This is a genomic window from Streptomyces sp. NPDC091280 (assembly GCF_044768565.1).
In the GTDB taxonomy this organism is placed as follows: Bacteria; Actinomycetota; Actinomycetes; order Streptomycetales; family Streptomycetaceae; genus Streptomyces.
On the sequence record NZ_JBIVUZ010000002.1, the window covers coordinates 278,424 to 301,388 of the forward strand.

The window sequence follows — 22,965 nt, forward strand, 5'->3', positions numbered from 1 at the left end:
CCTGGGTTCCCCGTAGGCTCGGCACCACCATGACGACCGTACGCGTTCCCGCGGGCTGGCCCGCGACCGAGGAGCAGGCCCGCGCAGTCCAGGACGAGTTGCGGCGGCGGGTGGTGACCGGCGAACCGGGACCGCCGCCAAGTACCGGGCACGTCACGGGAGTCGACGTCGCCTACGACGACGAGCGGGACGTGGTGGTGGCAGCGGCGGTCGTGCTGGACGCGGCGGACCTCACGGTCCTCGCCGAGGCGACGGCCGTCGGCACGGTCTCCTTCCCGTACGTGCCGGGTCTGCTCGCCTTCCGTGAAGTCCCCACGGTGCTGGCCGCGTTGGAGGCCCTGCCGTGCCCGCCGGGCCTGGTCGTGTGCGACGGCTACGGCCTGGCCCACCCGCGCCGCTTCGGCCTCGCCAGCCACCTCGGCGTCCTCACCGGCCTGCCCACGATCGGCGTCGCCAAGAACCCCTTCACCTTCACCTACGACGACCCGGACGCCCCGCGCGGCGCGGCCTCCCCGCTCCGTGCGGACGCGGAGGAGGTCGGCCGCGCGCTGCGCACCCGCGAGGGCGTGAAGCCGGTCTTCGTCTCCGTCGGCCACCGGGTGACCCTGGACAACGCCTGTGCCCACACCCTCGCGTTGACCCCGCGCTACCGCCTCCCGGAGACGACCCGCAGGGCGGACGCGCTGTGCCGGCGGGCGCTGCGGGAGGCGACCGCCTAGGTAGGTGAGGCGAGTCGGTTCTGAGTATCTGTACGGATGCGGCCGGTCCGGGGTGATCGGCAGGCTGTCCCGCATGACGACGCACCGTTCCCCGAAGCCCGTTGCCCACCCGAGCCAGCCGATCGAGCGGGCCGTGACGATCGCGCTCGTGCTGTCCGTGCTGGCGGGCCTCGCCTGGATCGGCGGAATGATCTACACGCTGTGGCCGTGACCCGGACGGGTGCACCGGGCCGGGAAACCGACGAGCCCCACACCGCAACAACCGGTGTGGGGCTCGGACTTGAGCGCCGGGCAGGCCTTGCACCTGCATCTCCCCGCAGGAAGCGGGACGTCTTTCCTTGGACCACCAACGCGCGACCGGATTCCGGGTGTTCCGGCGACCGGCTCGTGATCAACCTTAGCCCATTCCGGGGGATGGTTCGAACTGGCCTGTCAGCAGGGCCGGTTCGGGGACCGGCGTTCCGCGTCGGCATGCCACCAGCCGGGCGGGGACGGGCCGGTGACCTCGGCGGTGGGCTGGTCCGGATGCAGTCCGAGGCGGCGTAGCGCGTCGGCGCGCACCCGGACGTCGAACCAGCCGTGCCAGTGGCCGTCCGGCCCGGGGCCGCAGGCGAGATCCCATCTCAACTCGCCCCGGGCGAAGGGCATCCAGTCGATGCCGCGCTCGCGCAGTCAGGCGCGTGTGGCCGCCCGCGGGGTGGGGCGGCCGGGTACGTTCTCGTAGGCCGCGACGGTGATCCATTCGGTGTTCGGCGTCTCCATGGGGTCCATCGTGGCACGCGGAACGGGTGCGTTCACCGTGTCGCCGCCACCCGGAAGACGATGCCCGCGGTGCGCAGGCGCTCGATGAGGACGTCGCCCATCGCCACCGCCGTCGTCACCTGGCCCGCTGTGGGCGGGAGTTCGTCGAGGGCCAGGCAGAGGGCCGATTCGGCGAGCATCTTCGCCGTCTCGCCGTAGCCCGGGTCGCCGCCCGAGACCTCGGTGAACACGCGCCGGCCGCCGCCCTCGCCGACGAACCGCACGGAGAACCAGCTCTTCGCGCGCTTCTCCGGGCCCGGTCCGTCGCCCGGCTTGAGGCGGTCGGACAACCAGCGCCGGGCGGGCGGGAGTTGAGCGGCGGCGGCCAGCGCGCCGACCGCAGTGACCCCGCCGAGCGCCACGGGCAGGTGCCGTACGGCCGCGTAGTGGCGGTAGCGGAAGTCGGGGCCGTAGCGGTCCAGGGCCTTCGCGGATCGGTGGACGATCTGCGGGTCGATGGTCGGCAGGGGCACCGCCCAGGAGCCGACCTCCGCCGCGAAGCGCGGTGTCCCGGAGGGCGTGGTGACCCGGCGTCCCACCAGCCGGGGTTCGTGGCGCCGCCTCTCCCGCGCGGCGGCCAGCACCTGCCGCCCGCGCCCGAGTTGGTTCAGCGCCGAGGCGAACGTACCGCCGGAGAACGTCGCGTCGACGGTCACGAAGCCGTCCACCGTCAGGGGCACCCCCTCCGGCAGCTGCCGGACGGTGAAGTACGCGCCCAGGTCGTGCGGGATCGAGTCGAAGCCGGCCCCGTGCACCAGGCGGGCGCCGGTCTCACGCGCGCGTGCGTCGTGCCGGACGTACGTCAGGTCGACGAACTCCGGCTCGCCGCTGAGGTCGAGGTAGTCGGTGCCGGTGTCCGCGCAGGCGGCGACCAGGTGCTCGCCGTAGGTCACGTAGGGGCCGACCGTCGTGGCCACCACGCGCGCGTGCTCGGCGAGTTCGCGCAGCGAGTCCGGGTCGCGGACGTCGGCGCGCAGGACGCCGACCGCCGGGCCGCCGGGCAGTCGTTCGCGCAGCCGCTTCAGTTTCAGCTCGTCCCGGCCGGCGATCGCCCAGCGCAGCCCTTCGGGCGCGTGCGCGGCGAGGTACTCCGCGGTGAGCGCGCCGACGAAGCCCGTCGCTCCGAAGAGCACGATGTCGTAGGGACGGTCTGTCCTGTTCAGCCTGCTCATGACACTCCTGAGTCCCGCGGTCCGCGCCGCTGTCGGTGGCTGAGGCTAGCGTGAAGAGCGCGGGGTCCGACGACGAGCCCGGAGGTGGGAGGCAGGAGGCGGCAGGTGGCCAGTAGCCGTGGCCAGGGGTGGCGGACGGCGGTACTTTGACTAAGCGCTTGCTCGTCAAGGTCTTGTGTCGAGTGGAACGTGTTCTTAACATCATCGGTGTTACATCGGTTGTGTCACAGCTGGGGGCTGGATGACAGCGGCAACGACGCCCGGGTACGGCCCGCTCAGCGGCGTGCGCGTGGTCGAGCTGGCCGGAATCGGACCCGGCCCCTTCGCGGCCATGCTCCTCGCCGACCTCGGCGCCGACGTCGTCCGCGTCGACCGGCCCGGCGGCCCCGCACTCGGCGTCGCCCCCGAGCACGACGTCACCAACCGCAACAAACGCTCGGTACTCGTCGACCTGAAGGCACCCGACGGCCCCGCGCGCGTCCTCGACCTGGTCGAACGCGCCGACATCCTCGTCGAGGGCAACCGCCCCGGCGTCACCGAACGCCTGGGCGTCGGCCCCGAGGCCTGCCACGCCCGCAACCCCCGGCTCGTCTACGGCCGGATGACCGGCTGGGGCCAGGACGGCCCCCTCGCCCACCGCGCGGGCCACGACATCGCGTACATCGCGCCGACCGGCACCCTCGGGATGATCGGCCGCCCGGGGGAGCCCCCGCCCACCCCCGCCAACCTCCTCGGCGACTACGCGGGCGGCTCGCTCTACCTCGTCGTCGGCGTCCTCGCCGCACTGCACCACGCGCGCGTGACCGGCACCGGCCAGGTCGTCGACGCGGCCATCGTCGACGGCACCGCCCACCTCACCGCGATGATCCACGGCATGCTCTCCGCCGGCGGCTGGCAGGACCGGCGCGCCGCCAACCTCCTGGACGGCGGCTGCCCGTACTACGGCACCTACGAGACCGCCGACGGCAGGCACATGGCGGTGGGCGCCCTGGAGCCGCAGTTCTACGACGAGTTCACGCGCCTGCTCGGCCTCCCCGGCTTCGCCGACGCCCGCCGCGACTGGACGCGCTGGGGCGAGCTGCGCGAGGCGGTCGCGGCCCGCTTCCGCAGTCGGACGAGAGACGAGTGGACCGCCGTCTTCGAGGGCACGGACGCGTGCGTGGCGCCCGTGCTGTCGCTGCGCGAGGCCCCCGGGCATCCGCATCTCGCCGCGCGCGGGACCTTCACCGAGCACGGCGGGATCACCCAGCCCGCACCCGCGCCCCGGTTCTCCCGGACACCCACCTCGGTGCGCGGCGGACCCGCCCTGCCGGGCGCCGACACCTCGGACGTCGCCCGTGACTGGGACGTCCCCCGGCTTGCCGACGTCGTTGAGGACTCCGGTCGGGGAACACCTCGACGCGTCCTCGAAAACCCTCAGTGAAAGGCTTGGCAGTGAGCACCGAAGCGTATGTCTACGACGCGATCCGCACCCCGCGCGGGCGCGGCAAGGCGAACGGATCCCTGCACGGCACGAAGCCCATCGACCTGGTCGTCGGACTCATCCACGAGATCCGCGACCGCTTCCCGGACCTGGACCCGGCCGCGGTCGACGACATCGTCCTCGGGGTCGTCAGCCCGATCGGGGACCAGGGCTCCGACATCGCGCGCACCGCGGCCATCGCCGCCGGACTGCCGGACACGGTCGCCGGAGTCCAGGAGAACCGCTTCTGTGCCTCGGGCCTGGAGGCCGTCAACCTGGCCGCCGCCAAGGTGCGTTCGGGCTGGGAGGACCTGGTCCTCGCCGGTGGCGTCGAGTCGATGTCCCGGGTGCCGATGGCCTCGGACGGCGGCGCCTGGTTCAACGACCCGATGACGAACCTCGCCGTCAACTTCGTGCCCCAGGGCATCGGCGCCGACCTCATCGCCACGATCGAGGGATTCTCGCGGCGCGACGTGGACGAGTACGCGGCCCTCTCCCAGGAGCGCGCGGCCACCGCCTGGAAGGAGGGCCGCTTCGAGCGGTCCGTCGTCCCCGTCCGTGACCGCGCCGGGCTCGTCGTCCTCGACCACGACGAGCACCTGCGCCCGGGCACCACCGCCGACTCCCTCGCCCGCCTCAAGCCGTCCTTCGCGGACATCGGCGAACTCGGCGGCTTCGACGCCGTGGCCCTCCAGAAGTACCACTGGGTGGAGAAGATCGACCACGTCCACCACGCGGGCAACTCCTCCGGCATCGTCGACGGCGCCTCCCTCGTCGCCATCGGTTCCAAGGAGGTCGGCGAGCGCTACGGCCTCACCCCGCGCGCGCGGATCGTGTCCGCCGCCGTCTCCGGCTCCGAGCCGACCATCATGCTCACCGGGCCCGCCCCCGCCACCCGCAAGGCCCTCGCCAAGGCCGGGCTGAGCATCGACGACATCGACCTGGTCGAGATCAACGAGGCGTTCGCCGCGGTCGTCCTGCGCTTCGTGCGGGACATGGGCCTGTCCCTGGACAAGGTCAACGTCAACGGCGGCGCCATCGCGCTCGGCCACCCGCTCGGCGCGACCGGCGCGATCATCCTCGGCACCCTCGTCGACGAACTGGAGCGCCAGGACAAGCGCTACGGCCTCGCCACCCTGTGCGTCGGCGGCGGCATGGGCATCGCCACGATCGTCGAGCGCGTCTGAACACCCCAGCGGCAGCAGAGACTTCTACGGAGAACCCCTCATGACCGAGAGCACCACCATCCGCTGGGAACAGGACGACACCGGCGTCGTCACCCTCGTCCTCGACGACCCGAACCAGTCCGCGAACACCATGAACGCGGCCTTCCGCGACTCCCTCGCCGTGATCACCGACCGCCTGGAGGCCGAACGGGACTCCATCCGCGGCATCATCGTCACCTCCGCCAAGAAGACCTTCTTCGCGGGCGGCGACCTGCGCGACCTGATCCGCGTCACCCCGGACACCGCACAGGAACTGCTCGACGGCGGCCTCGCCATCAAGCGGAACCTGCGCCGCATCGAGACCCTCGGCAAGCCGGTCGTCGCCGCCCTCAACGGCGCGGCCCTGGGCGGCGGTTACGAAATCGCCCTCGCCTGCCACCACCGTGTCGCCCTGGACGCGCCCGGCTCGAAGATCGGCTGCCCGGAAGTCACTCTCGGCCTGCTCCCCGGAGGCGGCGGCGTCGTCCGCACCGTACGGCTGCTGGGCATCACCGACGCCCTGCTGAAGGTGCTCCTCCAGGGCACCCAGTACAGCCCGCGGCGCGCGCTCGACAACGGCCTCGTCCACGAAGTGGCCGCCACCCCCGAGGAGTTGACCGCCAAGGCGCGCGCCTTCATCGACGCCAACCCGCAGTCGCAGCAGCCCTGGGACAGGCCCGGCTACCGCATCCCGGGCGGCACCCCGGCCAACCCGAAGTTCGCGGCCAACCTGCCCGCCTTCCCGGCCAGCCTGCGCAAGCAGACGGGCGGCGCGCCCTACCCGGCACCGCGCGGCATCCTCGCCGCCGCCGTCGAGGGCGCCCAGGTCGACTTCGAGACCGCCCAGGTCATCGAGGCCCGCTACTTCGTCGAGCTGGCGGCCGGGCAGACCTCGAAGAACATGATCCAGGCCTTCTTCTTCGACCTCCAGGCCGTCAACTCCGGCGCCAACCGCCCCCAGGGCATCGCGTCCCGCCCGGTCCGCAAGGTCGCCGTCCTCGGCGCCGGCATGATGGGCGCCGGCATCGCCTACTCGTGCGCCCGCGCGGGCATCGACGTCGTCCTCAAGGACGTCACCGCGGAAGCGGCGGCCAAGGGCAGGGGCTACTCCGAGAAGCTGTGCGCCAAGGCCGTCTCCCGGGGCCGCAGCACCCAGGAGCAGGCGGACGCGCTGCTCGCCCGCATCACCGCCACCGCCGACCCGCAGAACCTCGCGGGCTGTGACGCGGTGATCGAGGCCGTCTTCGAGGACACCTCCCTCAAGCACAAGGTGTTCCAGGAGATCCAGCACATCGTCGAGCCCGACGCGCTGCTCTGCTCCAACACCTCCACCCTCCCCATCACCGTCCTCGCCGAAGGAGTCGAGCGCCAGGCCGACTTCGTCGGGCTGCACTTCTTCTCGCCCGTCGACAAGATGCCCCTCGTCGAGATCATCAAGGGCGAGCGCACCGGGGACGAGGCCCTCGCCCGCGCCTTCGACCTGGTCCGCCAGATCAAGAAGACACCGATCGTCGTCAACGACTCGCGCGGCTTCTTCACCTCACGCGTGATCGGGCAGTTCATCAACGAGGGTGTCGCCATGGTCGGCGAGGGCATCGAGCCCGCGTCGGTCGAACAGGCCGCCGCCCAGGCCGGCTACCCGGCCAAGGTCCTCTCCCTGATGGACGAGTTGACGCTCACCCTCCCGCGCAAGATCCGCAACGAGTCCAGGCGGGCCGTCGAGGAGGCGGGCGGCACCTGGCCCGCGCACCCCGCCGAGGCCGTCATCGACCGAATGGTCGACGAGTTCGGCCGCCCCGGACGCAGCGGCGGCGCCGGCTTCTACGAGTACGACGAGAGCGGCAGGCGCGCCGGACTGTGGCCGGGCCTGCGCGAGCACTTCACCCGCGAGGGCGCCACGATCCCCTTCGAGGACATGCAGGAACGCATGCTGTTCTCCGAGGCGCTCGACACGGTCAAGCTCCTGGAGGAGGGCGTCCTGACGTCCGTCGCGGACGCCAATATCGGGTCGATCTTCGGCATCGGGTTCCCGGGCTGGACGGGCGGTGTCCTCCAGTACATCAACGGCTACGAGGGCGGCCTGCCCGGATTCGTGGCCCGCGCGCGTGCGCTCGCCGAGCGCTACGGGGAGCGGTTCACCCCGCCCGCGCTGCTGGTCGAGAAGGCCGAGAAGGGCGAGCGGTTCACCGACGCGCGCTGACGTGCCGACGTACCGCTGAGCGACACGCTGTCCTTGCCTCGCGGGGACGGGACCCCGACGCTGACCTGCGAACCGGTCAGCGGTCCCGTCCCCCGAGGAGCCCCCATGGGTCACCGTCCCGCCCTCGCCTTCCTCGACATCCTGCGCGGCGAGGGCGTGGACCGGATCTTCGGCAACCCCGGCACCACCGAACTCCCCTTCCTGGCCGCCCTGTCGGAGACGGCCGACGCCCCCGAGTACGTCCTCGGCGTCCACGAGGGCGCCGTCGTCTCCATGGCCGACGGCTACGCGCGCGGCACCGGCCGCCCCGCGTTCGTCAGCCTGCACATCGCCGCCGGGCTCGCCAACGGCCTGATCGGGCTGCTCAACGCCCGCCGCTCGCGCACCCCGCTCGTCGTCACGGCCGGCCAGCAGGACCGCCGCCACCTCCAGCAGGACCCCATGCTCTCCGGCGACCTCCTCGGCCTCGCCCGGCCCGCCGTGAAGGCGGCCTACGACATCCAGCACGCCCGCGACCTGCCCCTCGCCCTGCGCCGCGCCTTCGCCCAGGCCCGCCGGCCGCCCGCCGGGCCGGTGTTCCTCTCCCTGCCGATGGATGTGCTGACCGAGGACACCGAGGTCGAGGTCCCCGCCCGCACCGCCCCGCCGCCGCCCGCGCCCGCCGCCGGGCTCGACCGGGCCGCCGTGCTGCTCGGCGGCGCCGCCCGCCCCGCGATCGTCGCCGGGGACGGAGTGGGCCGCGAGGACGCGGTCGGCGCGCTCGTCCGCACGGCCGAGGCCTGCGGGGCGACCGTCCACCACCAGCCGATGGCCGACTGCCTCGACTTCCCCGCCACACACCCGCTGTACGCCGGGATGCTGCCACCCCGCCACGACGCGATCCGGGCCGCCCTCGCGCCCTACGACACCGTCCTGATCGTCGGCGCGCACGCCTTCACGCCCCACCACTACAGTCCCGGGCCCGCCCTGCCGCCGGGCATCACCGTCGTCCAACTCGACTCGGACGCCGACGAGATCGGCCGCAACTTCCCCGCCGACGCCGGTCTCGTCGGCGCCCTCGCCCCCTCGCTGCACCGGCTCGCCGAGCTGCTGCGCGGACAGGTCCCCGACCACACCGCGAAGGCCCGCGTCCTGCGCGCCGGTGAACGGCACAGCGCCGAACGGTCCCGCGCCGAGGCCGCCGCCCGCGCCGCCTACTCGGCGGCCCCCCTCGCACCCTGGGCCGCCGCCCACGCCGTCGCCCGCGGCCTGCCGCCGGACGCCGTCGTCGTCGAAGAGGCCATCACCGTGGGCCTGTTGCTCCGCCGGCTGCTACGACTCGACCGGCCCGGCAGCTACACCCACACCGTCGGCGGCGGCCTCGGCTGGGGCATCGGCGCCGCCGTGGGCCGCTCGCTCGCCGAACCCGGCCGGCCCGTCGTCTCGGTCCTCGGGGACGGCTGCGCGCTCTTCGGACTCCAGGGACTGTGGAGCGCGGCCCGGCAGCAAGTCCCCGTGCTGTTCGTGGTGATGGGCAACGGCGGCTACCGCACCCTCCAGGACACCTACAACGCGATGGGCGGCAGCGGCAGTTGCCCCGGCACCGAACTCGGCGCCCTGGACTTCACCCTGGCCGCGCGCTTCTTCGGCGTCGACGCGATCCGGGCGGACAGCGCGGACCACCTGCGCGAACTGGTCGCCGGGGTCGACGGGTTGACCGGCCCGCTGCTCGTCGACGTACCGCTGCGGACCTCGTAGAGATACCGCTTCGATTGCGGTCGCGACTCACCGTGACCCACACCTTGTCACCCGAGCGCGCGAGCGACCACCATCGGTCCATGACGGACGGGCCGCTGCCGAAGTCGGTGCTCGCGCGCGGGGTGTCACTGCTCCGCGCCTGCGGCGAGGCCGAGTCCGCGCTCTCCCTCGCCGAACTCGCCGTGCGCACCGGCCTCCCCAAGCCGACCGCGCACCGGCTGATCGGCGAACTCGTCCGGCTCGGGCTGGTCGAGCGCATCGCGGACGGCAGCTACCGCATCGGGCTGGCCCTCTTCGTCCTCGGCCAGTCCTCGCCGTCCGTACGGGAGTTGCGGGACGTGGCGCTGCCCTACCTGGGCGATCTGCACGAGGCCACCCACGAGAACGTGCACCTCGCCGTGCCGGACGGCACCGACACCCTCTTCCTGGAGAAGATCACCGGCCGCCGCGCCACCCCGATCGTCTCCCGCACCGGCGGCCGGCTGCCCGCCCACTGCACCGCCACCGGCAAGGTCTTCCTCGCCCAGGACCCCCGCCCGCCGCACCGCACGCTGCCCCGCCTCACCCCGCGCACCCTGGTCCTCCCCGGCCAGCTCGCCCGCGACCTCGCCCTGACCCGGGCCCGCGGCTACGGCGTCAACCTGGAGGAGGCCGAGGTCGGCATCTCGGCGGTCGCGGCCCCCGTCTACGCCCCCGACCGCGGCCCCCGCCCGATCGCCGCGATCTCCGTCACCGGCGGCACCCGCCGCCTGGACGTGGACCGCATCGGGGCCCGGCTGTGCGCGGCGGCGCGGGCGATCAGCCGGAGCCTGTCAGTCTGACGCGGCCACCTCGGGCCGCTGCATCGCGACCGCCAGCCCGTGCTCGGTGAGCTGCCCCCCGCGCACCTCCTCGGTGACCCGGCCGCGCACGAACACCAGCACCCGGTCGCAGACCTCCGTGAGTTCCGCGAGGTCGGTCGAGGCGAGCAGGACGGCCGCGCCGCCCGCCGCCAACTCGCCCACGATGCGGTGCATCTCGGCGCGTACGCCGACGTCGACACCCCGGGTCGGATCGTCCAGGACGACGATCTTGGGGTCGGTCGCGAGCCACTTGGCGAAGACGACCTTCTGCTGGTTGCCGCCGGACAGTCGCGCGACCGGGTCGTAGGGCCCGCCGCGCAGCCGCAGCCGCTCGGTCAACTCGACGGTGCGGCGGACGAGTTCGGAGCGGGCGGGGGCGATCCCGCCCCGGCCGAGCGCCAGCCAGCTGACCGCCGTGGTGTTCTCCCACACCGTCCGGTCCACCATCAGCCCGTAGCGTTTGCGGTCGCTCGGCACGAAGGCCACGCCCGCCCGCACCGCGCCCCGCAGCGAGCGCGGCAGACCCCGCCCGCCGACGTCCACCCGGCCCCCGGCGACCGCCGTACGCCCGCACACCACGGCCAACGCGTCGAGATGGCCCGCGCCTTGCAGCCCCGCGACCCCGACCACCTCGCCCGCCCGCACGGTGAACGTCACGTCGGTCAGCCGTCCGGGCACGGTCACCCCGGACAGCACCACGGGCGGCGGCCGGTCCACCAACGACCGCTGCCGGCGCGGCGGTTGCTCCGGCCGGCCGCCCAGCATCGCCGACACCAGCTCGGGCACGTCGACCTCGGCCCGCTCCACGCCCGCCAGGACGACCCGCCCGTCCCGAAGGGCCGTCACCCGCCGCGCGAAGCGCATCACCTCGTCCAGGAAGTGGGAGACGTACAGGACGGCGATGCCCCGGTCGGTCAGCGCGCGCAGGACGCGCTCCAGGCGGTCGACGGCGGCGGCCGGGAGCGCCGACGTGGGCTCGTCGAGGATCAGCAGCCCCGGGCGGCGCAGCAGGGCGCGGGCGATCTCCGTCAACTGCTGGTCGGCCAGCGACAGTTCGCCCAGTTCGGTGCGCGGGTCCACATCGAGGCCGAGTTCCGAGAGGACCGGGCGGGCCGCCCGGTCCATCGCCCGCCGGTCCAACAGGCCCAGGCGCAGCGGCGGATGCTGCGGGAAGAGGTTCTCGCGCACGGTGAGGTCCGGGAAGAGGCTCAACTCCTGGGAGACGACGGCGATCCGGGTGTCCCCGGCCGACCGCACGGTCCCGCCGTCCGCGCCCAGGACCCCTGACAGGATGCGCACCAGCGTCGACTTCCCGGCACCGTTCTCACCGACCAGCGCGTGCACCTCACCCCCGCGCAGCCGGATCGACGCCCCGTCCAACGCCCGTACGCCGCCGTAGGACTTGACCAGTTCCTCCGCCACGAGGATGTCGTCGTGGGCCATCTCAGCGGGCGTCCTTGAGCGGTTTCAGGCTGGCCGCCTCGTCGCCGAGCAGCTTGTCGATCGTCGGCTTGTACCAGTCGTAGGCCGCCTGCGCGGACTTCTGCCGGGCGATGATGTCGTCGATGTTCGACGAGTCGACGACTCCGCCGGGGGAGAGGAACCAACCGCTCGGCAGTTTCCCCTTCTTGTCGCGCACGGCCTCGATCAGCATCGCCGTCGACAGATAGCCCTTGAGGAAGTGCTGGGGGTCGATGGTGACGAAGTTGGAGCCGTCCTTCACCGCGTCCAGGGTCTTCGGGTCGACGTCGAAGCCGGCCGTGAGCCACTTGCCGTGCTCGGCCTTCTTGATCTTGGCCAGGTTGTAGCTGTCGGCGTCACCGACACCGAGGAACGCGAGCGCGTCCGGGTGCGCGTTCACCTGCGCCGACCAGGCGCTGTAGTTCTGGCCCGGATCGCTGTACGTCTGGAACGGCCCGAGGACCTTGACGCCGGGCGCCTCCTTCTTGAACGTGTCGGAAATGCCCTTGGCCCGGTTGTCGAGCACCGGCGTCCCCGGGTTGGGCACACCGATGACGATCTGCCCCTTCGGGTCGGTGCCGAGCCGCTTCAGGGCCTCCTTCGCCATCAGCTCGCCGAGCGCGTAGTTGTCGTTCCCCACATAGAAGCCGACCTTGCTGCCGTCGGTGGGGGAGGTGTCCAGGGCGACGATCGGGATGCCCTGGCCGACGGCGCGCGCGGCGGGCCGGGTGAAGATCGGCGGGTCGAGGTTCTCCAGGACGATGCCGTCCTTGGCGACGGCGGTGAGGTTCTGGAACAGCTGCACCTCCGCCGGGCCGTCCGTGTTGGGCGGTCCTACGGCCTTGAAGTCGACCTTCCCCGCGTGGCTCGCCGCGCTCTGCGCGCCGAGCACCATCTCGTGGGCGAAGTTCAGGGAGATGTTGGCGACCGAGATCCCCATCTTCAGCCGGCCGCCGCTGCCACCGGAGCCGCCGCTGCCGCAGCCCGCGGTGGCCAGCAGGACCAGGGCGCCGAGCGCCGCGGACCACGTACGTGAACGGGGGTGCATCACGGCCTCCAAAAGGCTGGACCACAGGGGGAGTCGGATCGGGGCGGGGGCTTGGGCCGGGAGGAGCCGGACCGGCACCGGACGGGTACGACGGGAGATCTCACCTGCGACGACGTCCGGTGCGGCGCAGCGCGCTGTCGGCCGCGACGGCGACGAGGATCACCGCGCCGGTCGCGAACGACGTCCAGTTGATGGGCACTTCGAAGAACACCAGACCCGAGGCGACGACCGACAGGATCATCGCCCCGGCCACCGCGCCCACCACCGAGCCCCGGCCGCCGGCCAGCGGGGTGCCGCCGATGATGCACGCGGCGATGGCCTGCAACTCGTAGCCCTGGCCCAGCGTCGGATCCCCGGCGCCGTAGAAGGCGAGCGCCAGCGCGGCGGCGCAGGCCGTGGTGAGGCCGGACAGGGCGAGCGCCTGGATACGGGTGCGGACGACCGGGATGCCGCTGAACGCGGCGGCGTCGGGGTTGGACCCGATCGCCCGCACCCGGGCCCCGAAGCGCGTCCGGGACAGCACGACGGCCAGCACGACGATCACCGCGAGCAGCACCCACAGAGCGAACGGCACCCCGCCCGGATCACCGCCCGCGACCGTGAAGAACGAGTCGTTCAGCGGGAGATCGGTGATCTGCTTGCCGTCCGCGAGCGCCAGCCCGACCCCCCGGAACAGCATCAGCGTGCCCAGCGTGACGATGAACGACGGCAGCGCCAGCAGCGTCGTCACCAGCGCGTTGAAGACACCCAGCGCGATGCCGGTGACCAGGATCACCGGTACCGCCAGCCACGGCGGGGTGCCGTCCCGCACCAGCAGCGCCCCGACGACCAGGCACATCGCGTAGCTGCCGCCGACCGAGAGATCGACCTCGCGCATCGACAGCGCGAAGACCATGCCGCAGGCCATCAGCGAGATGTAGACGGAATTGTGGGCGGTGGACAGGAGGTTGTCCGTGTCCAGGAAGTCCGGGTACGGGATGCCGATCCCGGCGATCAGGAGCCCCAGCACGAGCAGCACGCCGAACTCGTCCCGGACCCAGCGGCGCGGCGACGGAGCCGACCGGCGCCAGAAGGGCTCCGACAGGCCCTGCCCGCCGCCCTGTTCGCGGGCGCGCTCGGCGTCGTCCGCGTCGTCCACGGCACGCTCGGTCTCGGTCATCGGGCACGGCTCCCGTAAGCGGCTGGTGCTGGGGTCGTCACGCAGGGTGGGCCCACCGGGCGGGAGCGGCAACAAGGGCGTTTCAGCGAGTGGAATGGGCCCTTGCCGGAGGGCCGCCGGGTCAGCACACTCGCCCCATGCAGACGCGCACCGCCCTGGTGACCGGAGCGGCGCGGGGCCTCGGGCAGGAGTTCGCGGTCGCGCTCGCCGGGCACGGCTACCGGGTCGCCGGACTCGACCTGGTCCCGCAGCCGGAGACCGCCGAAAAGGTCCCGGACTACGTGGAGTTGATCGGCGACGTCACCGAAGAGGCGCAGATCCAGGCAGCGTTGGACCGCCTCGTCGACCAAGTCGGCGCCCTGCACGTCCTGGTCAACAACGCCGGTGTCTACCCGTCCCGCCCCTTCGAGGAGATCACCCCCGAGGAGTGGCGCCGGGTCATGCGGGTCAACCTGGACGCGCCGTTCCTGCTGGCCCGCGCGGCCCTGCCGTATCTGAAGGCCGCGGGCCGGGGCCGGATCGTCAACATCGTCTCGGCGGCCGTCCTGACCGCACCGCCCACGATGGTGCCCTACGTCGCCTCGAAGATGGGCCTGATCGGCTTCACCCGCTCGCTCGCTGCGGCGCTCGGACCCCACGACATCACCGTCAACGCCATCGCGCCCAGCATGGTGCGCACCGCGACCGCCGAACGGACGGTCGGCGCCGACGGCGGCTTCGAGCACGTCCGCGGCCAGCAGGTGGTGCCCCGCACCCAGGAGCCGTCCGACCTGGTCTCCACCCTGCTGTACGTGGTCGACGAGGGCAGCGGCTTCCTGACCGGTCAGACCCTCAACGTGTCAGGAGGATCCGCCTACTTGTGAGGCGCCGAGCCACTGCTGAAGCTCCTCCCGCAGCGAGCGCTGAAACGCCGTCAGCAGGGCCTGCACCACGAGGGGTTGCATGTGCGCGGACAGCGACTTCACGTCCTGCGCGGCCCGTTGGGAGACCTCCGCGCGCAGCAGCCGCGACAGCTCGTGCGCCGCCGCACGGGAGTGCTCGATCAGGACGTTGCGCGCGGCGAGGATCGCCTCCTGCGAGAACGGCACGTCGAGCAACCGCACCCCGAGCCGCAGCAGCCCGGAGTCGACGCGGTACGCGGCGCCGTCGAGGGCGACCACGTTCATCGCGACGAGACGCTCCACGTCCTCCTCGGTCAGCGACCGGCCCGCCCGCCGCTCCAGCTCCCGCCGGTCCAGGGTCTCCGTGCCCTCCGGCGCCCAGGACGCCACCACCGCCCGGTGGATCGCGAGGTCGTGCGCGCTGAGGTCCGGCGGCAGCTGCCCCACATACCGCTCGATCGCCGCCAGCGTCATGCCCTGATGCTGCAATTCCTCGATCAACGCCAGCCGGGACAGATGCTCCGCCCCGTAGTGCCCGACCCGCCGGGCTCCGATCACCGGCGGCGGCAGCAGTCCCTTGGTGCTGTAGAACCGGACCGTACGCACCGTGGTGCCGGCCCGCGCGGCCAGTTCGTCGATCGTGAACGAGGGCTCCCCGGCGTCGGTCGTCATGCGCAGCAGTATCGCTGCCCCACCGATGCCGTGAAACCACCGGCGGGGCGGCGCCGGGCCGGTGCCGGTGCCAGGGCCGTTGTCAGTGCCGCCGTCTACGGTGGGTGACATGGGGGAGATCAACTATGTCCGGGGTGACGCGACCGTTCCGTCCGTCAAGGGCGTCAAGGTGATCGCGCATGTCTGCAACGACATCGGGGGCTGGGGAAAGGGCTTCGTGCTGGCCGTGTCGCGCCGCTGGCCGGAGCCGGAGAAGGAGTACCGCGCCTGGCACCGAGGCCGCGCGGGCAACGACTTCGGGCTGGGCGCGGTGCAGTTCGTGCGGGTCGAGCGTCATGTGTGGGTCGCCAACATGATCGGTCAGCGGGGGATACGCAGGGGCGGCAAGGGCGTCCCCGTGCGCTACGAGGCGATCGACACGGCCCTGGCACTGCTGGCCGATCGCGCGGCGGAGCTCGGCGCGTCCGTGCACATGCCCCGCATCGGCTGCGGCCTCGCGGGCGGCAAGTGGTCCCGGGTCGAACCACTCGTCACCGAGCGGCTGGCGCGGCGGGGGATCACGGTGACGGTCTACGACCACGACGGCTGATACCGGCACGAAGGCCGATACCGCCACCAGGTCCGGGCCGCCGAATCAACTTGCCCTCGACTGAAAGGAGTTGCAGAATCTTGCGCAAACGGACGGAAGGGTGTGAGGCATGAGCCGAGGCAGCGGCATGGACATCGACGTCCTCGTCCTGGGCGGTGCCGGTGTGGACACCGTCGTCCACGTCCCCGAACTGCCGCTCCCGTACGCCGACAGCTACCTGATCGACCCCGGCATCCGCACCCGCGCCGGCCAGACCGGCGACTTCGTGGCGCTCGGGCTGAGCGCGCTCGGACTGCGCACCCACCATCTCGACATGCTCGGCGCCGACCCCGAGGGCGACCTGGTCCGCGCGTTCCACCGCGACCACGGCATCCCGCTCACCGACGTCCCGCAGCCCGCCGGCACCAAGCGCGCGGTCAACCTCGTGGGCCCGGACGGCCGCCGCCTCTCCCTCTACGACGCGACCCGCGCCCACCCCGACGACCGGCTGCCCGACACCACGGTCCGCGCCCTTGCCGGGGCGAGCCGTCACGCGCATGTCTCCATCACGCAGCCTTGCGCCCACGCCCTGCCCGCGCTGCGCGAGGCCGGGGCGACGATCTCGACGGACCTGCACGACTGGGACGGCGAGAGCGCCTACCAGGAGGAGTTCGCCCGCGCCGCGGACATCGTCTTCCTGTCCACCACCGCGCTGACCGCCACCCCCGAACACGCCGTGCGGGGCATCGCCGAGCGCGGCCGGGCCCGGCTGGTGATCGCCACGGCCGGTGCGCGGGGCGCCTATCTGCTCGCCGACGGCGAACTGACCCGCATACCGGCCGTGTCACCGCCGAAGCCGGTGGTCGACTCCAACGGCGCGGGCGACGCCTTCGCCGCCGCCTTCCTCTTCGGCTGGCTCGACGGACAGCCTCCGCTGCGCTGCGCCCGCTACGGCGCGGTCGCCGGGGCCCACGCCTGCACCGTACCGTCGACGGACGTCGATCCCATCGGTCGCCATGAACTCCTCGCAGGGGCTGAGGAATTGGAGGCCGCCGCGCTCGGCGCGCCGAGCTAGCCCCACGGCCGTAGCGCAGCCGCACCGCAGCCGTACCACGGCCGTGCCGCCGTCAGCCCCCGTGCACGTCGTTCGTCGCGGCGATCCTCTTCCACGACCTCGGCTGGACCGGAGCCGTCGACGACCTCGCGATGGACGCCGTGCGGGCCGCCGGGGCCGCGGGCTTCGACGGCTGGAACAGCCAGGTGTCGAAGAGCGCCGACAGGGACTTCCCGGACACCTGCTCGGCGTACTTCTGGAAGTCCTGGACCGACGCGTTGCCGTACGCGTGCTCCTGGGGCCAGCCCTTGAGGACGGCGAAGAACGCGTCGTCGCCGATCTCGTTGCGCAGTGCCTGGATGGCCAGCGCGCCGCGGTCGTAGACCGGCAGTTCGAACTGGTTGTCCGGGCCGGGGTCGCCGGGCGCGATCGTCCAGAACGGGTCGTCGGCCGGGTGCGAGGCGTAGACGTAGTCGGCGAGCTGTTGCGTGGTGCCCTCGCCCTCGTGCTCGGACCACAGCCACTGCGCGTAGCGCGCGAAGCCCTCGTTGATCCAGATGTCCTTCCAGCCCTTCAGCGACACGTCGTCGCCGTACCATTGGTGGGCCAACTCGTGTACGACGACCGAGGTGTTGGCGCCGTTCGCGAACTGCTTCTGGCTGTAGTAGACGCGCGTCTGGGTCTCCAGCGCGTACCCGGTGGTCGTGTTGGGGACGTACCCGCCGGCGCTGCTGAAGGGGTACGGCCCGAAGTAGCCGCTGAGCCAGTCGACGATCTCCCCGGTCCGTTCCACGCTCGCCCGCGCGGACCCGTCGTTGTCGCCGAGGTCCTTGCTGTAGGCGTTGAGGACCGGGACCCCGCCCTCCGAGGTACTGGTCGTGATGTCGAACCTGCCGATGGCGAGCGTGGCCAGATAGGTGGCCTGCGGCTTGTTCTGCCGCCAGTTGTAGCGGGTCCAGCCGAGCTGTGAACTCGTCGACTGGAGCGTGCCGTTGGAGATCGCCTGGGTGCCGTTCGGCACGGCCACCGACACGTCGTAGGTCGCCTTGTCGCTGGGGTGGTCGTTGCTCGGGAACCACCACCACGCCGACTCGGGCTCGTCCGCCGCGACCGCGCCGTCCGGGGTGCGGTGCCAGGTGTTGAACCCGTAGGCGCTCTTCGTGGACGGCACCCCGCTGTAGCGGACCACGACCGTGATCGGTGTGCCGCTCGGCAGCGGGGTCTTCGGGGTGATCTCCAGCTCGTGCTGGCCGGAGGTCGCGAAGGTCGCCTTCGCGCCGTTCACCCGCACCTCGCTGACATCGAGGAGGAAGTCCAGGTCGAACCGCGACAGGTCCTGCGTGGTTTTGGCGAGGATGGTCGCCGTACCCGACAACTCGTCGGTGGCGGGCTGGTATTGCAGCCTGAGGTCGTAGTGCGAGACGTCGTAGCCGCCGTTGCCGTAGGCCGGGTAGTAGGGGTCGCCGATCCCCGGAGCGCCGGGGGAGTAGCCGGCCGCCGAGGCTGGGATCGCCAGCAGCAGGGAGGCCGCCGCGAGCGCTCCCGGCGCGATGATTCTGCGGTGCACGAGAACTCCAAGTCGTAGGGCTCCGCCGGAGGCCGGGGAGCCGTGGGGGTCCACGAAGGTCGAAGTGCCGTAGAGCTGTGGTGCGGTAGAGCGGTAGAGCCGTGGTGCCGTGGTGCCGTGGTGTCTCTGGGGCGAAGGGGTCGTCCTGTCCTCAGTCTGTTCGAAGGCTATTCAGTCCCTGTGCGACCGCGCCTGTCCACGGCACCTCCTGTCACACGATCGCCATTCGGCCGACATGACTCCGAGTGCCTCTTCCAGCACGGGAGTTGACCGATGTACCGTCCGCGCATGCCGAAACGCACGCGCTTCACGATCTGGAGATCGCTCGCGACGGCGGCGACCGCCGCCCTCCTGGCCGCCTTCCTCACCCCGGCAGTGGCCCAGAGCGCCCCGCAGGAAAGCCAACCCGTCTACTCCTACGCGAACGCCATCCGCGAGGCCGTCTGGGTGGACACCGGACTCGACGGCGACGGCGACGGGAAGACCGACCGGGTCGCCGTCGACATCGTCCGGCCGAGCGAACCCGCCCGCCAGGGCCGCAAAGTGCCCGTCATCATGGACGCCAGCCCCTACTACTCCTGCTGCGGACGCGGCAACGAGAGCCAGCTGAAGACCTACGACGCGAGCGGCAACGTTGTCCAGATGCCGCTGTTCTACGACAACTACTTCGTCCCGCGCGGCTACGCCTTCGTCGGCGTCGACCTCGCCGGCACCAACCGCTCCGACGGCTGCGTCGACGTCGGCGGCCGTTCCGACATCCAGTCCGCGAAGGCCGTCGTCGACTGGCTCAACGGCCGCGCCAAGGCCTACACCACCCGCACCGGAACGGTCACCGCGCGGGCGAGCTGGACCAACGGCAGGACCGGGATGATCGGCAAGAGCTGGGACGGCACCATCGCCAACGGCGTCGCCGCCACCGGCGTCAAGGGGCTGAAGACCATCGTCCCGATCAGCGCCATCTCCTCCTGGTACGACTACTACTTCGCCAAGGGCGCCCCGCTCTACGACTCCGGCCCCGACTGGCTGTCCGACGCCGTCGAGAGCCCCGACGCGCAGGCCAAGTGCGCCGCCGTCCAGCAGAAGATCGTCGACGGGGCACCGCGCACCGGTGACTGGACCCCCTTCTGGACCGAGCGCGACTACGTGAAGGACGCCGCCAAGGTCAGGGCCAGCGTGTTCCTCGTGCACGGGATGCAGGACCTCAACGTCCGCACCAAGAACTTCGGCCAGTGGTGGGACGCCCTCGCCAAGAACGGCGTCGAGCGCAAGATCTGGCTCTCCCAGACCGGCCACGTCGACCCCTTCGACTACCGCCGCGACGCCTGGGTCGACACCCTGCACCGCTGGTTCGACCACGAACTCCTCGGCTACGACAACGGGATCGACCGCCAGCCGATGGCCGACGTCGAACGTCACCCCGACCAGTGGGAGACGTCCAAGGTCTGGCCGCCGAGCGGCACCGCGGCCACCACCCTCCACCCGGCGCAGGGCACCGCGGCCGGCGTGGGCACGCTCGGCCTGGGCAAGGGCACCGGGACCGAGAAGTTCACGGACGACCCGCGGGAGAGCGAAACCGACTGGGCCGCCGCGATCGACAGGTCGACGGCGGACAAGGCGGGGTTCGTCACCGGCCCGCTCAAGAAGGACCTGCGGCTCTCCGGCTCCTCCAAGGTGACGATCACGGCGACACCCACCACCGCCACGGCCCATCTCTCCGCCGTCCTGGTCGACCTGGGCCCCGACACCATCCGCGACTACGCCGACTCGGCCGAGGGCATCACCACGCTCACGAACCGCACCTGCTGGGGCGAGAGCACGGCCGGTGACAGCGCCTGCTTCCTGGCAACCCGGGCCAGGACCACGGCAGTCGACTACAACGTGTTCAGCCGCGGCTGGGCCGACCTCGGCCACTACGCCTCCGCCACCAAGGGCGTACCGCTCACCCCCGGCAAGGCGTACACGATCACGCTCGACCTGGCGGCGACCGACCACGTCGTCCCGGCCGGCCACCGTCTCGCCCTGATCGTCGCGGGCACCGACAAGGACCTCATCGACCCCCCGTCCACCACTCCGACCCTCACCCTGACCCTGTCCCGCACCTCGGCCCAACTCCCGCTCGTCGGCGGCGCGTCGGCGTTCGCGAAGGCCACCGCGGGCACCAAGTCGGCGGCCTCCGCCACCGACCCGCTCACCGGCGTACGGTCACCGCGCGCCGCACAGCGGGTCCCGGGCAACTGATCAACCCTCCGGAAATCCAGGACTCCGGAAATCCTGGACTCCGGGAATCCGGGAACGGGACGGCGGCGCCGCTGCGCGCCGCCGTCCCGCACCTCAGTCCCGGCCGGTCCGCACCAGGTCCGCCGCTTCTCGCGCGCACCCCCAGGCCACTGTGATGCCCGCCCCGCCGTGACCGTAGTTGTGCACCAACACCCTTCCGTCCGGCAGTACTTGACGTTCCAGCCGGACGGCGGGCCGGGCCGGGCGCAGGCCCACGCGGTGGGCCAGGACCCGGGCGGTGGCGATCTCCGGGCGGACCGCCGCGCAGCGGGCGACGATCGCCTCGGCGGTCGCGGGGTCGGGCTCCGTCGACCAGACGTCGTCGTCGGCGGTGCCGCCCAGGATCAGGCCGAACGGCTGCGGGAAGAAGTACGTGGACGTGTCCGACGCGTGCTCGGCCGCCGTGAACCAGGTGGTGATGCCCGGGTTCTCCACCACGACCAGCTGACCGCGCACCGGCCGCATCGAAGGGTCGGGGACCAGGTCCAGGGAGGCCAGGCCGGTGCAGTTGACCACGACGGGCGCCGGTACCCCGGTGAGGTCCGTGACCGATACCTCCTCGACCGTCCCGCCCGCCCGCAGGAACCGGTCCCGCAGCCACGGCAGATGGGCCGACATGTCGATCAGGGGCAGCCGCCCCCACAGCCCGTCGCCCCCGTACTCCCCGGCCCGCGCCGCCCGCAGCCCCGGCACCCGGCGCGCCCACGGCCCCAGTTCGTCCAGCCGGGTCCCGCCCTGTACACCCTCGACCATGCGTACGCCCGTCTCCTCGGGCCGCGCCGCCAACTCCTCGTACACACCCAGCGATTGGAGCGCCCACTCGCCGACGAGCGCCTCCGGCTCGATCCGGTACGGCCACCACAGCGCGCCCGCGACCGCCGAGGTCGTCAGCTCGACGCCGTCCCGCGTCCACACCCGGACCCGTACACCGCTCTCGGCCAGCACGACGGCCGTCGTCAGTCCGATGACGCCCCCGCCGACCACGATGACTTCGTCCCTCACACCGCTCTCCATGCGCGGACCGTAGCGGAACGCCCCATGCCGTGCTGACATCGCCACCGCGCTGGGGATACTCACAGCATGTCTGCCGAACACGCGCTGCCCGCCGCGTACGCGGCCTTCGGCCTGGCACCGGCGATGCGCGCCGGTGACGTCCTCGCGGGCGGCGGCCACCAGGCGCACCGCGACTTCGTCGACTTCCTCGTCGACGGCCGCCCGCTGCTCTTCCAGCTCGCCGACCTGGACGCCGTCTCCCCGCTCGCCTCCGACATCCCGCCCGCGATCTTCACCGCCCAGGTCCGCAGCCTCCTCCTGGAGGCCGACGCACCGCTGCCGGACGGACGCCACATCATCTACGGCTGCCCCGAGTGCGCGGACCTGGCCTGCGGCGCCGTCACCGCCGTCATCGAACGGGACGGCAGCGACTACCTCTGGCGCGACTTCGCCTGGCAGACCGGCGAGCACGCCGACCTGGAGCGCGACGGCTACCACGGCATGGGGCCCTTCCGCTTCGCCGGTACCGAGTACCGCGCGGCCCTCGGCTCCCTCATCGACGGCACCGAGCCCCCGGCCGGCGCCCGCCGGGTCCTCCTGGTCGGCGCCCGCGTCGCCGTCCTCAACAAGCTCGCCGCCGCCCTGCGCGCCATCGGCATCGGCGCCGACATCACCGGCGACGCGACCCACGTCCCCGCCGACGAACTCCGCGGCTACCGCGCCGTGGCCTTCGGCCGGGCCGTCACCGAGGATCAACGGGCCGCCGTACGGGCCGCGTTCGACCGTGCGGGAGTCGAGGCCGCCTACGTCGACGGACTCGCCCCCGTCGTCCCGCTCCTCGTCGCCCAGATCGAACACGCCCTGGACCGGCGCCCGTCGGAGCAGCACCGGCTGACCCGCCTGGTCGCCGCCGGCGGCGAGGCCGACGTAGAGGTCACCTCCCCGTGCCGGGTGCGCGTCACGGCGTACCGCCTCGACCGGCTGCACCGCAGCCACACCCGGGACGTCTTCGACGGAGTCCTGGAACCGGGCCGCCACCGCATCGCCCTCGACACCGCAGCCGTGAAGGGCGAGTCCTTCGTGGTGGCCCGCACCACGGGGAGCGTGCTGGTGGCGGCGATGGCGCGCTGAACCGCGCGGCGCGGCC

Annotated in this window: 20 protein-coding genes; 12 read left to right on the forward strand and 8 right to left on the reverse strand. The window is 72.4% G+C overall.

What is annotated here, in order from left to right:
- Positions 1-29 precede the first annotated feature (29 nt).
- Both ACIQPR_RS07850 and mmpA read left to right on the forward strand, forming a co-directional pair.
- Positions 30-719, forward strand: coding sequence for an endonuclease V (locus ACIQPR_RS07850; protein WP_403643604.1), 690 nt, complete (start codon positions 30-32; stop codon positions 717-719).
- 73 nt (positions 720-792) lie between these two features.
- Positions 793-930 (forward strand): morphogenic membrane protein MmpA, encoded by a 138-nt coding sequence (gene mmpA / locus ACIQPR_RS07855; protein WP_403643606.1) that lies wholly within the window; start codon positions 793-795, stop codon positions 928-930.
- 221 nt (positions 931-1,151) lie between these two features.
- On the opposite strand, the gene ACIQPR_RS07860 is transcribed toward mmpA, so the two are convergent.
- Entirely contained in the window at positions 1,152-1,367 is a 216-nt protein-coding gene (locus ACIQPR_RS07860; RefSeq protein WP_403643608.1) for a hypothetical protein, read from the reverse strand.
- Positions 1,368-1,513: 146 nt separating this feature from the next.
- Positions 1,514-2,692 carry a saccharopine dehydrogenase family protein gene (locus ACIQPR_RS07865; protein ID WP_403643611.1) on the reverse strand — a complete coding sequence of 393 codons (1,179 nt, stop codon included), beginning with the start codon at positions 2,690-2,692 and terminating at the stop codon, positions 1,514-1,516.
- A gap of 241 nt (positions 2,693-2,933) precedes the next feature.
- On the opposite strand from ACIQPR_RS07865, the gene ACIQPR_RS07870 reads away from it, so the two are divergent.
- From ACIQPR_RS07870 to ACIQPR_RS07890, 5 genes are all read left to right on the forward strand, one after another.
- A complete protein-coding gene (locus ACIQPR_RS07870) occupies positions 2,934-4,115 on the forward strand; it encodes a CaiB/BaiF CoA transferase family protein (RefSeq protein WP_403643614.1) in 1,182 nt (393 codons plus the stop codon).
- An 11-nt stretch (positions 4,116-4,126) separates the two neighbouring features.
- Positions 4,127-5,341 (forward strand): acetyl-CoA C-acetyltransferase, encoded by a 1,215-nt coding sequence (locus tag ACIQPR_RS07875; RefSeq protein WP_403643617.1) that lies wholly within the window; start codon positions 4,127-4,129, stop codon positions 5,339-5,341.
- Positions 5,342-5,381: 40 nt separating this feature from the next.
- Positions 5,382-7,559 carry a 3-hydroxyacyl-CoA dehydrogenase NAD-binding domain-containing protein gene (locus tag ACIQPR_RS07880; protein ID WP_403643620.1) on the forward strand — a complete coding sequence of 726 codons (2,178 nt, stop codon included), beginning with the start codon at positions 5,382-5,384 and terminating at the stop codon, positions 7,557-7,559.
- Positions 7,560-7,664: 105 nt separating this feature from the next.
- Positions 7,665-9,296, forward strand: a complete 1,632-nt coding sequence (locus tag ACIQPR_RS07885) for a thiamine pyrophosphate-binding protein (RefSeq protein ID WP_403643623.1) — start codon at positions 7,665-7,667, stop codon at positions 9,294-9,296.
- Positions 9,297-9,376: 80 nt separating this feature from the next.
- The gene (locus ACIQPR_RS07890; RefSeq protein ID WP_403643626.1) at positions 9,377-10,117 is read left to right on the forward strand and encodes an IclR family transcriptional regulator; all 741 of its coding nucleotides are present in this window, start codon (positions 9,377-9,379) and stop codon (positions 10,115-10,117) included.
- Here the strand turns inward: ACIQPR_RS07890 and ACIQPR_RS07895 are convergent.
- The 3 genes from ACIQPR_RS07895 to ACIQPR_RS07905 all read right to left on the reverse strand — a co-directional run bounded on the left by ACIQPR_RS07895 (position 10,109) and on the right by ACIQPR_RS07905 (position 13,806).
- Positions 10,109-11,581, reverse strand: a complete 1,473-nt coding sequence (locus tag ACIQPR_RS07895) for a sugar ABC transporter ATP-binding protein (protein ID WP_403643628.1) — start codon at positions 11,579-11,581, stop codon at positions 10,109-10,111. The two genes, ACIQPR_RS07890 and ACIQPR_RS07895, sit on opposite strands and share 9 nt — an antisense overlap.
- 1 nt (position 11,582) lies before the next feature.
- Positions 11,583-12,647, reverse strand: coding sequence for a sugar ABC transporter substrate-binding protein (locus ACIQPR_RS07900; protein WP_403643631.1), 1,065 nt, complete (start codon positions 12,645-12,647; stop codon positions 11,583-11,585).
- A 100-nt stretch (positions 12,648-12,747) separates the two neighbouring features.
- The gene (locus ACIQPR_RS07905; RefSeq protein WP_403643634.1) at positions 12,748-13,806 is read right to left on the reverse strand and encodes an ABC transporter permease; all 1,059 of its coding nucleotides are present in this window, start codon (positions 13,804-13,806) and stop codon (positions 12,748-12,750) included.
- A 137-nt stretch (positions 13,807-13,943) separates the two neighbouring features.
- On the opposite strand from ACIQPR_RS07905, the gene ACIQPR_RS07910 reads away from it, so the two are divergent.
- Entirely contained in the window at positions 13,944-14,669 is a 726-nt protein-coding gene (locus ACIQPR_RS07910; RefSeq protein WP_403643637.1) for an SDR family NAD(P)-dependent oxidoreductase, read from the forward strand.
- Here ACIQPR_RS07910 and ACIQPR_RS07915 read toward each other — a convergent pair.
- Positions 14,646-15,359, reverse strand: coding sequence for a MerR family transcriptional regulator (locus tag ACIQPR_RS07915; RefSeq protein WP_403643640.1), 714 nt, complete (start codon positions 15,357-15,359; stop codon positions 14,646-14,648). The two genes, ACIQPR_RS07910 and ACIQPR_RS07915, sit on opposite strands and share 24 nt — an antisense overlap.
- A gap of 109 nt (positions 15,360-15,468) precedes the next feature.
- Between ACIQPR_RS07915 and ACIQPR_RS07920 the strand changes: the two genes are divergently transcribed.
- Entirely contained in the window at positions 15,469-15,948 is a 480-nt protein-coding gene (locus ACIQPR_RS07920; protein ID WP_403643643.1) for an Appr-1-p processing protein, read from the forward strand.
- Between the two features lie 109 nt (positions 15,949-16,057).
- On the forward strand, positions 16,058-17,002 hold the full coding sequence (locus ACIQPR_RS07925) for a PfkB family carbohydrate kinase (protein ID WP_403643646.1): 945 nt from the start codon (positions 16,058-16,060) through the stop codon (positions 17,000-17,002).
- A gap of 52 nt (positions 17,003-17,054) precedes the next feature.
- On the opposite strand, the gene ACIQPR_RS07930 is transcribed toward ACIQPR_RS07925, so the two are convergent.
- On the reverse strand, positions 17,055-18,548 hold the full coding sequence (locus ACIQPR_RS07930; RefSeq protein ID WP_403643648.1) for a M1 family metallopeptidase: 1,494 nt from the start codon (positions 18,546-18,548) through the stop codon (positions 17,055-17,057).
- Between the two features lie 288 nt (positions 18,549-18,836).
- On the opposite strand from ACIQPR_RS07930, the gene ACIQPR_RS07935 reads away from it, so the two are divergent.
- The gene (locus ACIQPR_RS07935) at positions 18,837-20,786 is read left to right on the forward strand and encodes a Xaa-Pro dipeptidyl-peptidase (RefSeq protein WP_403643651.1); all 1,950 of its coding nucleotides are present in this window, start codon (positions 18,837-18,839) and stop codon (positions 20,784-20,786) included.
- Between the two features lie 93 nt (positions 20,787-20,879).
- Here the strand turns inward: ACIQPR_RS07935 and ACIQPR_RS07940 are convergent, their stop codons facing one another.
- Positions 20,880-21,839, reverse strand: coding sequence for an NAD(P)/FAD-dependent oxidoreductase (locus tag ACIQPR_RS07940; protein ID WP_403643653.1), 960 nt, complete (start codon positions 21,837-21,839; stop codon positions 20,880-20,882).
- A gap of 84 nt (positions 21,840-21,923) precedes the next feature.
- On the opposite strand from ACIQPR_RS07940, the gene ACIQPR_RS07945 reads away from it, so the two are divergent.
- The gene (locus ACIQPR_RS07945) at positions 21,924-22,949 is read left to right on the forward strand and encodes an oxidoreductase (RefSeq protein WP_403644746.1); all 1,026 of its coding nucleotides are present in this window, start codon (positions 21,924-21,926) and stop codon (positions 22,947-22,949) included.
- Positions 22,950-22,965 lie beyond the last annotated feature (16 nt).

Excerpts from the sequence above, each read along its gene's own strand:
- ACIQPR_RS07850 (WP_403643604.1), top strand. The coding sequence starts at position 30 with ATGACGACCGTACGCGTTCCCGCGGGCTGGCCCGCGACCGAGGAGCAG.
- mmpA (WP_403643606.1), top strand. The coding sequence starts at position 793 with ATGACGACGCACCGTTCCCCGAAGCCCGTTGCCCACCCGAGCCAGCCG.
- ACIQPR_RS07860 (WP_403643608.1), bottom strand. The coding sequence starts at position 1,367 with ATGCCCTTCGCCCGGGGCGAGTTGAGATGGGATCTCGCCTGCGGCCCC.
- ACIQPR_RS07865 (WP_403643611.1), bottom strand. The coding sequence starts at position 2,692 with ATGAGCAGGCTGAACAGGACAGACCGTCCCTACGACATCGTGCTCTTC.
- ACIQPR_RS07870 (WP_403643614.1), top strand. The coding sequence starts at position 2,934 with ATGACAGCGGCAACGACGCCCGGGTACGGCCCGCTCAGCGGCGTGCGC.
- ACIQPR_RS07880 (WP_403643620.1), top strand. The coding sequence starts at position 5,382 with ATGACCGAGAGCACCACCATCCGCTGGGAACAGGACGACACCGGCGTC.
- ACIQPR_RS07885 (WP_403643623.1), top strand. The coding sequence starts at position 7,665 with ATGGGTCACCGTCCCGCCCTCGCCTTCCTCGACATCCTGCGCGGCGAG.
- ACIQPR_RS07890 (WP_403643626.1), top strand. The coding sequence starts at position 9,377 with ATGACGGACGGGCCGCTGCCGAAGTCGGTGCTCGCGCGCGGGGTGTCA.
- ACIQPR_RS07895 (WP_403643628.1), bottom strand. The coding sequence starts at position 11,581 with ATGGCCCACGACGACATCCTCGTGGCGGAGGAACTGGTCAAGTCCTAC.
- ACIQPR_RS07900 (WP_403643631.1), bottom strand. The coding sequence starts at position 12,647 with ATGCACCCCCGTTCACGTACGTGGTCCGCGGCGCTCGGCGCCCTGGTC.
- ACIQPR_RS07905 (WP_403643634.1), bottom strand. The coding sequence starts at position 13,806 with ATGACCGAGACCGAGCGTGCCGTGGACGACGCGGACGACGCCGAGCGC.
- ACIQPR_RS07910 (WP_403643637.1), top strand. The coding sequence starts at position 13,944 with ATGCAGACGCGCACCGCCCTGGTGACCGGAGCGGCGCGGGGCCTCGGG.
- ACIQPR_RS07915 (WP_403643640.1), bottom strand. The coding sequence starts at position 15,359 with ATGACGACCGACGCCGGGGAGCCCTCGTTCACGATCGACGAACTGGCC.
- ACIQPR_RS07920 (WP_403643643.1), top strand. The coding sequence starts at position 15,469 with ATGGGGGAGATCAACTATGTCCGGGGTGACGCGACCGTTCCGTCCGTC.
- ACIQPR_RS07925 (WP_403643646.1), top strand. The coding sequence starts at position 16,058 with ATGAGCCGAGGCAGCGGCATGGACATCGACGTCCTCGTCCTGGGCGGT.
- ACIQPR_RS07935 (WP_403643651.1), top strand. The coding sequence starts at position 18,837 with ATGCCGAAACGCACGCGCTTCACGATCTGGAGATCGCTCGCGACGGCG.
- ACIQPR_RS07940 (WP_403643653.1), bottom strand. The coding sequence starts at position 21,839 with ATGGAGAGCGGTGTGAGGGACGAAGTCATCGTGGTCGGCGGGGGCGTC.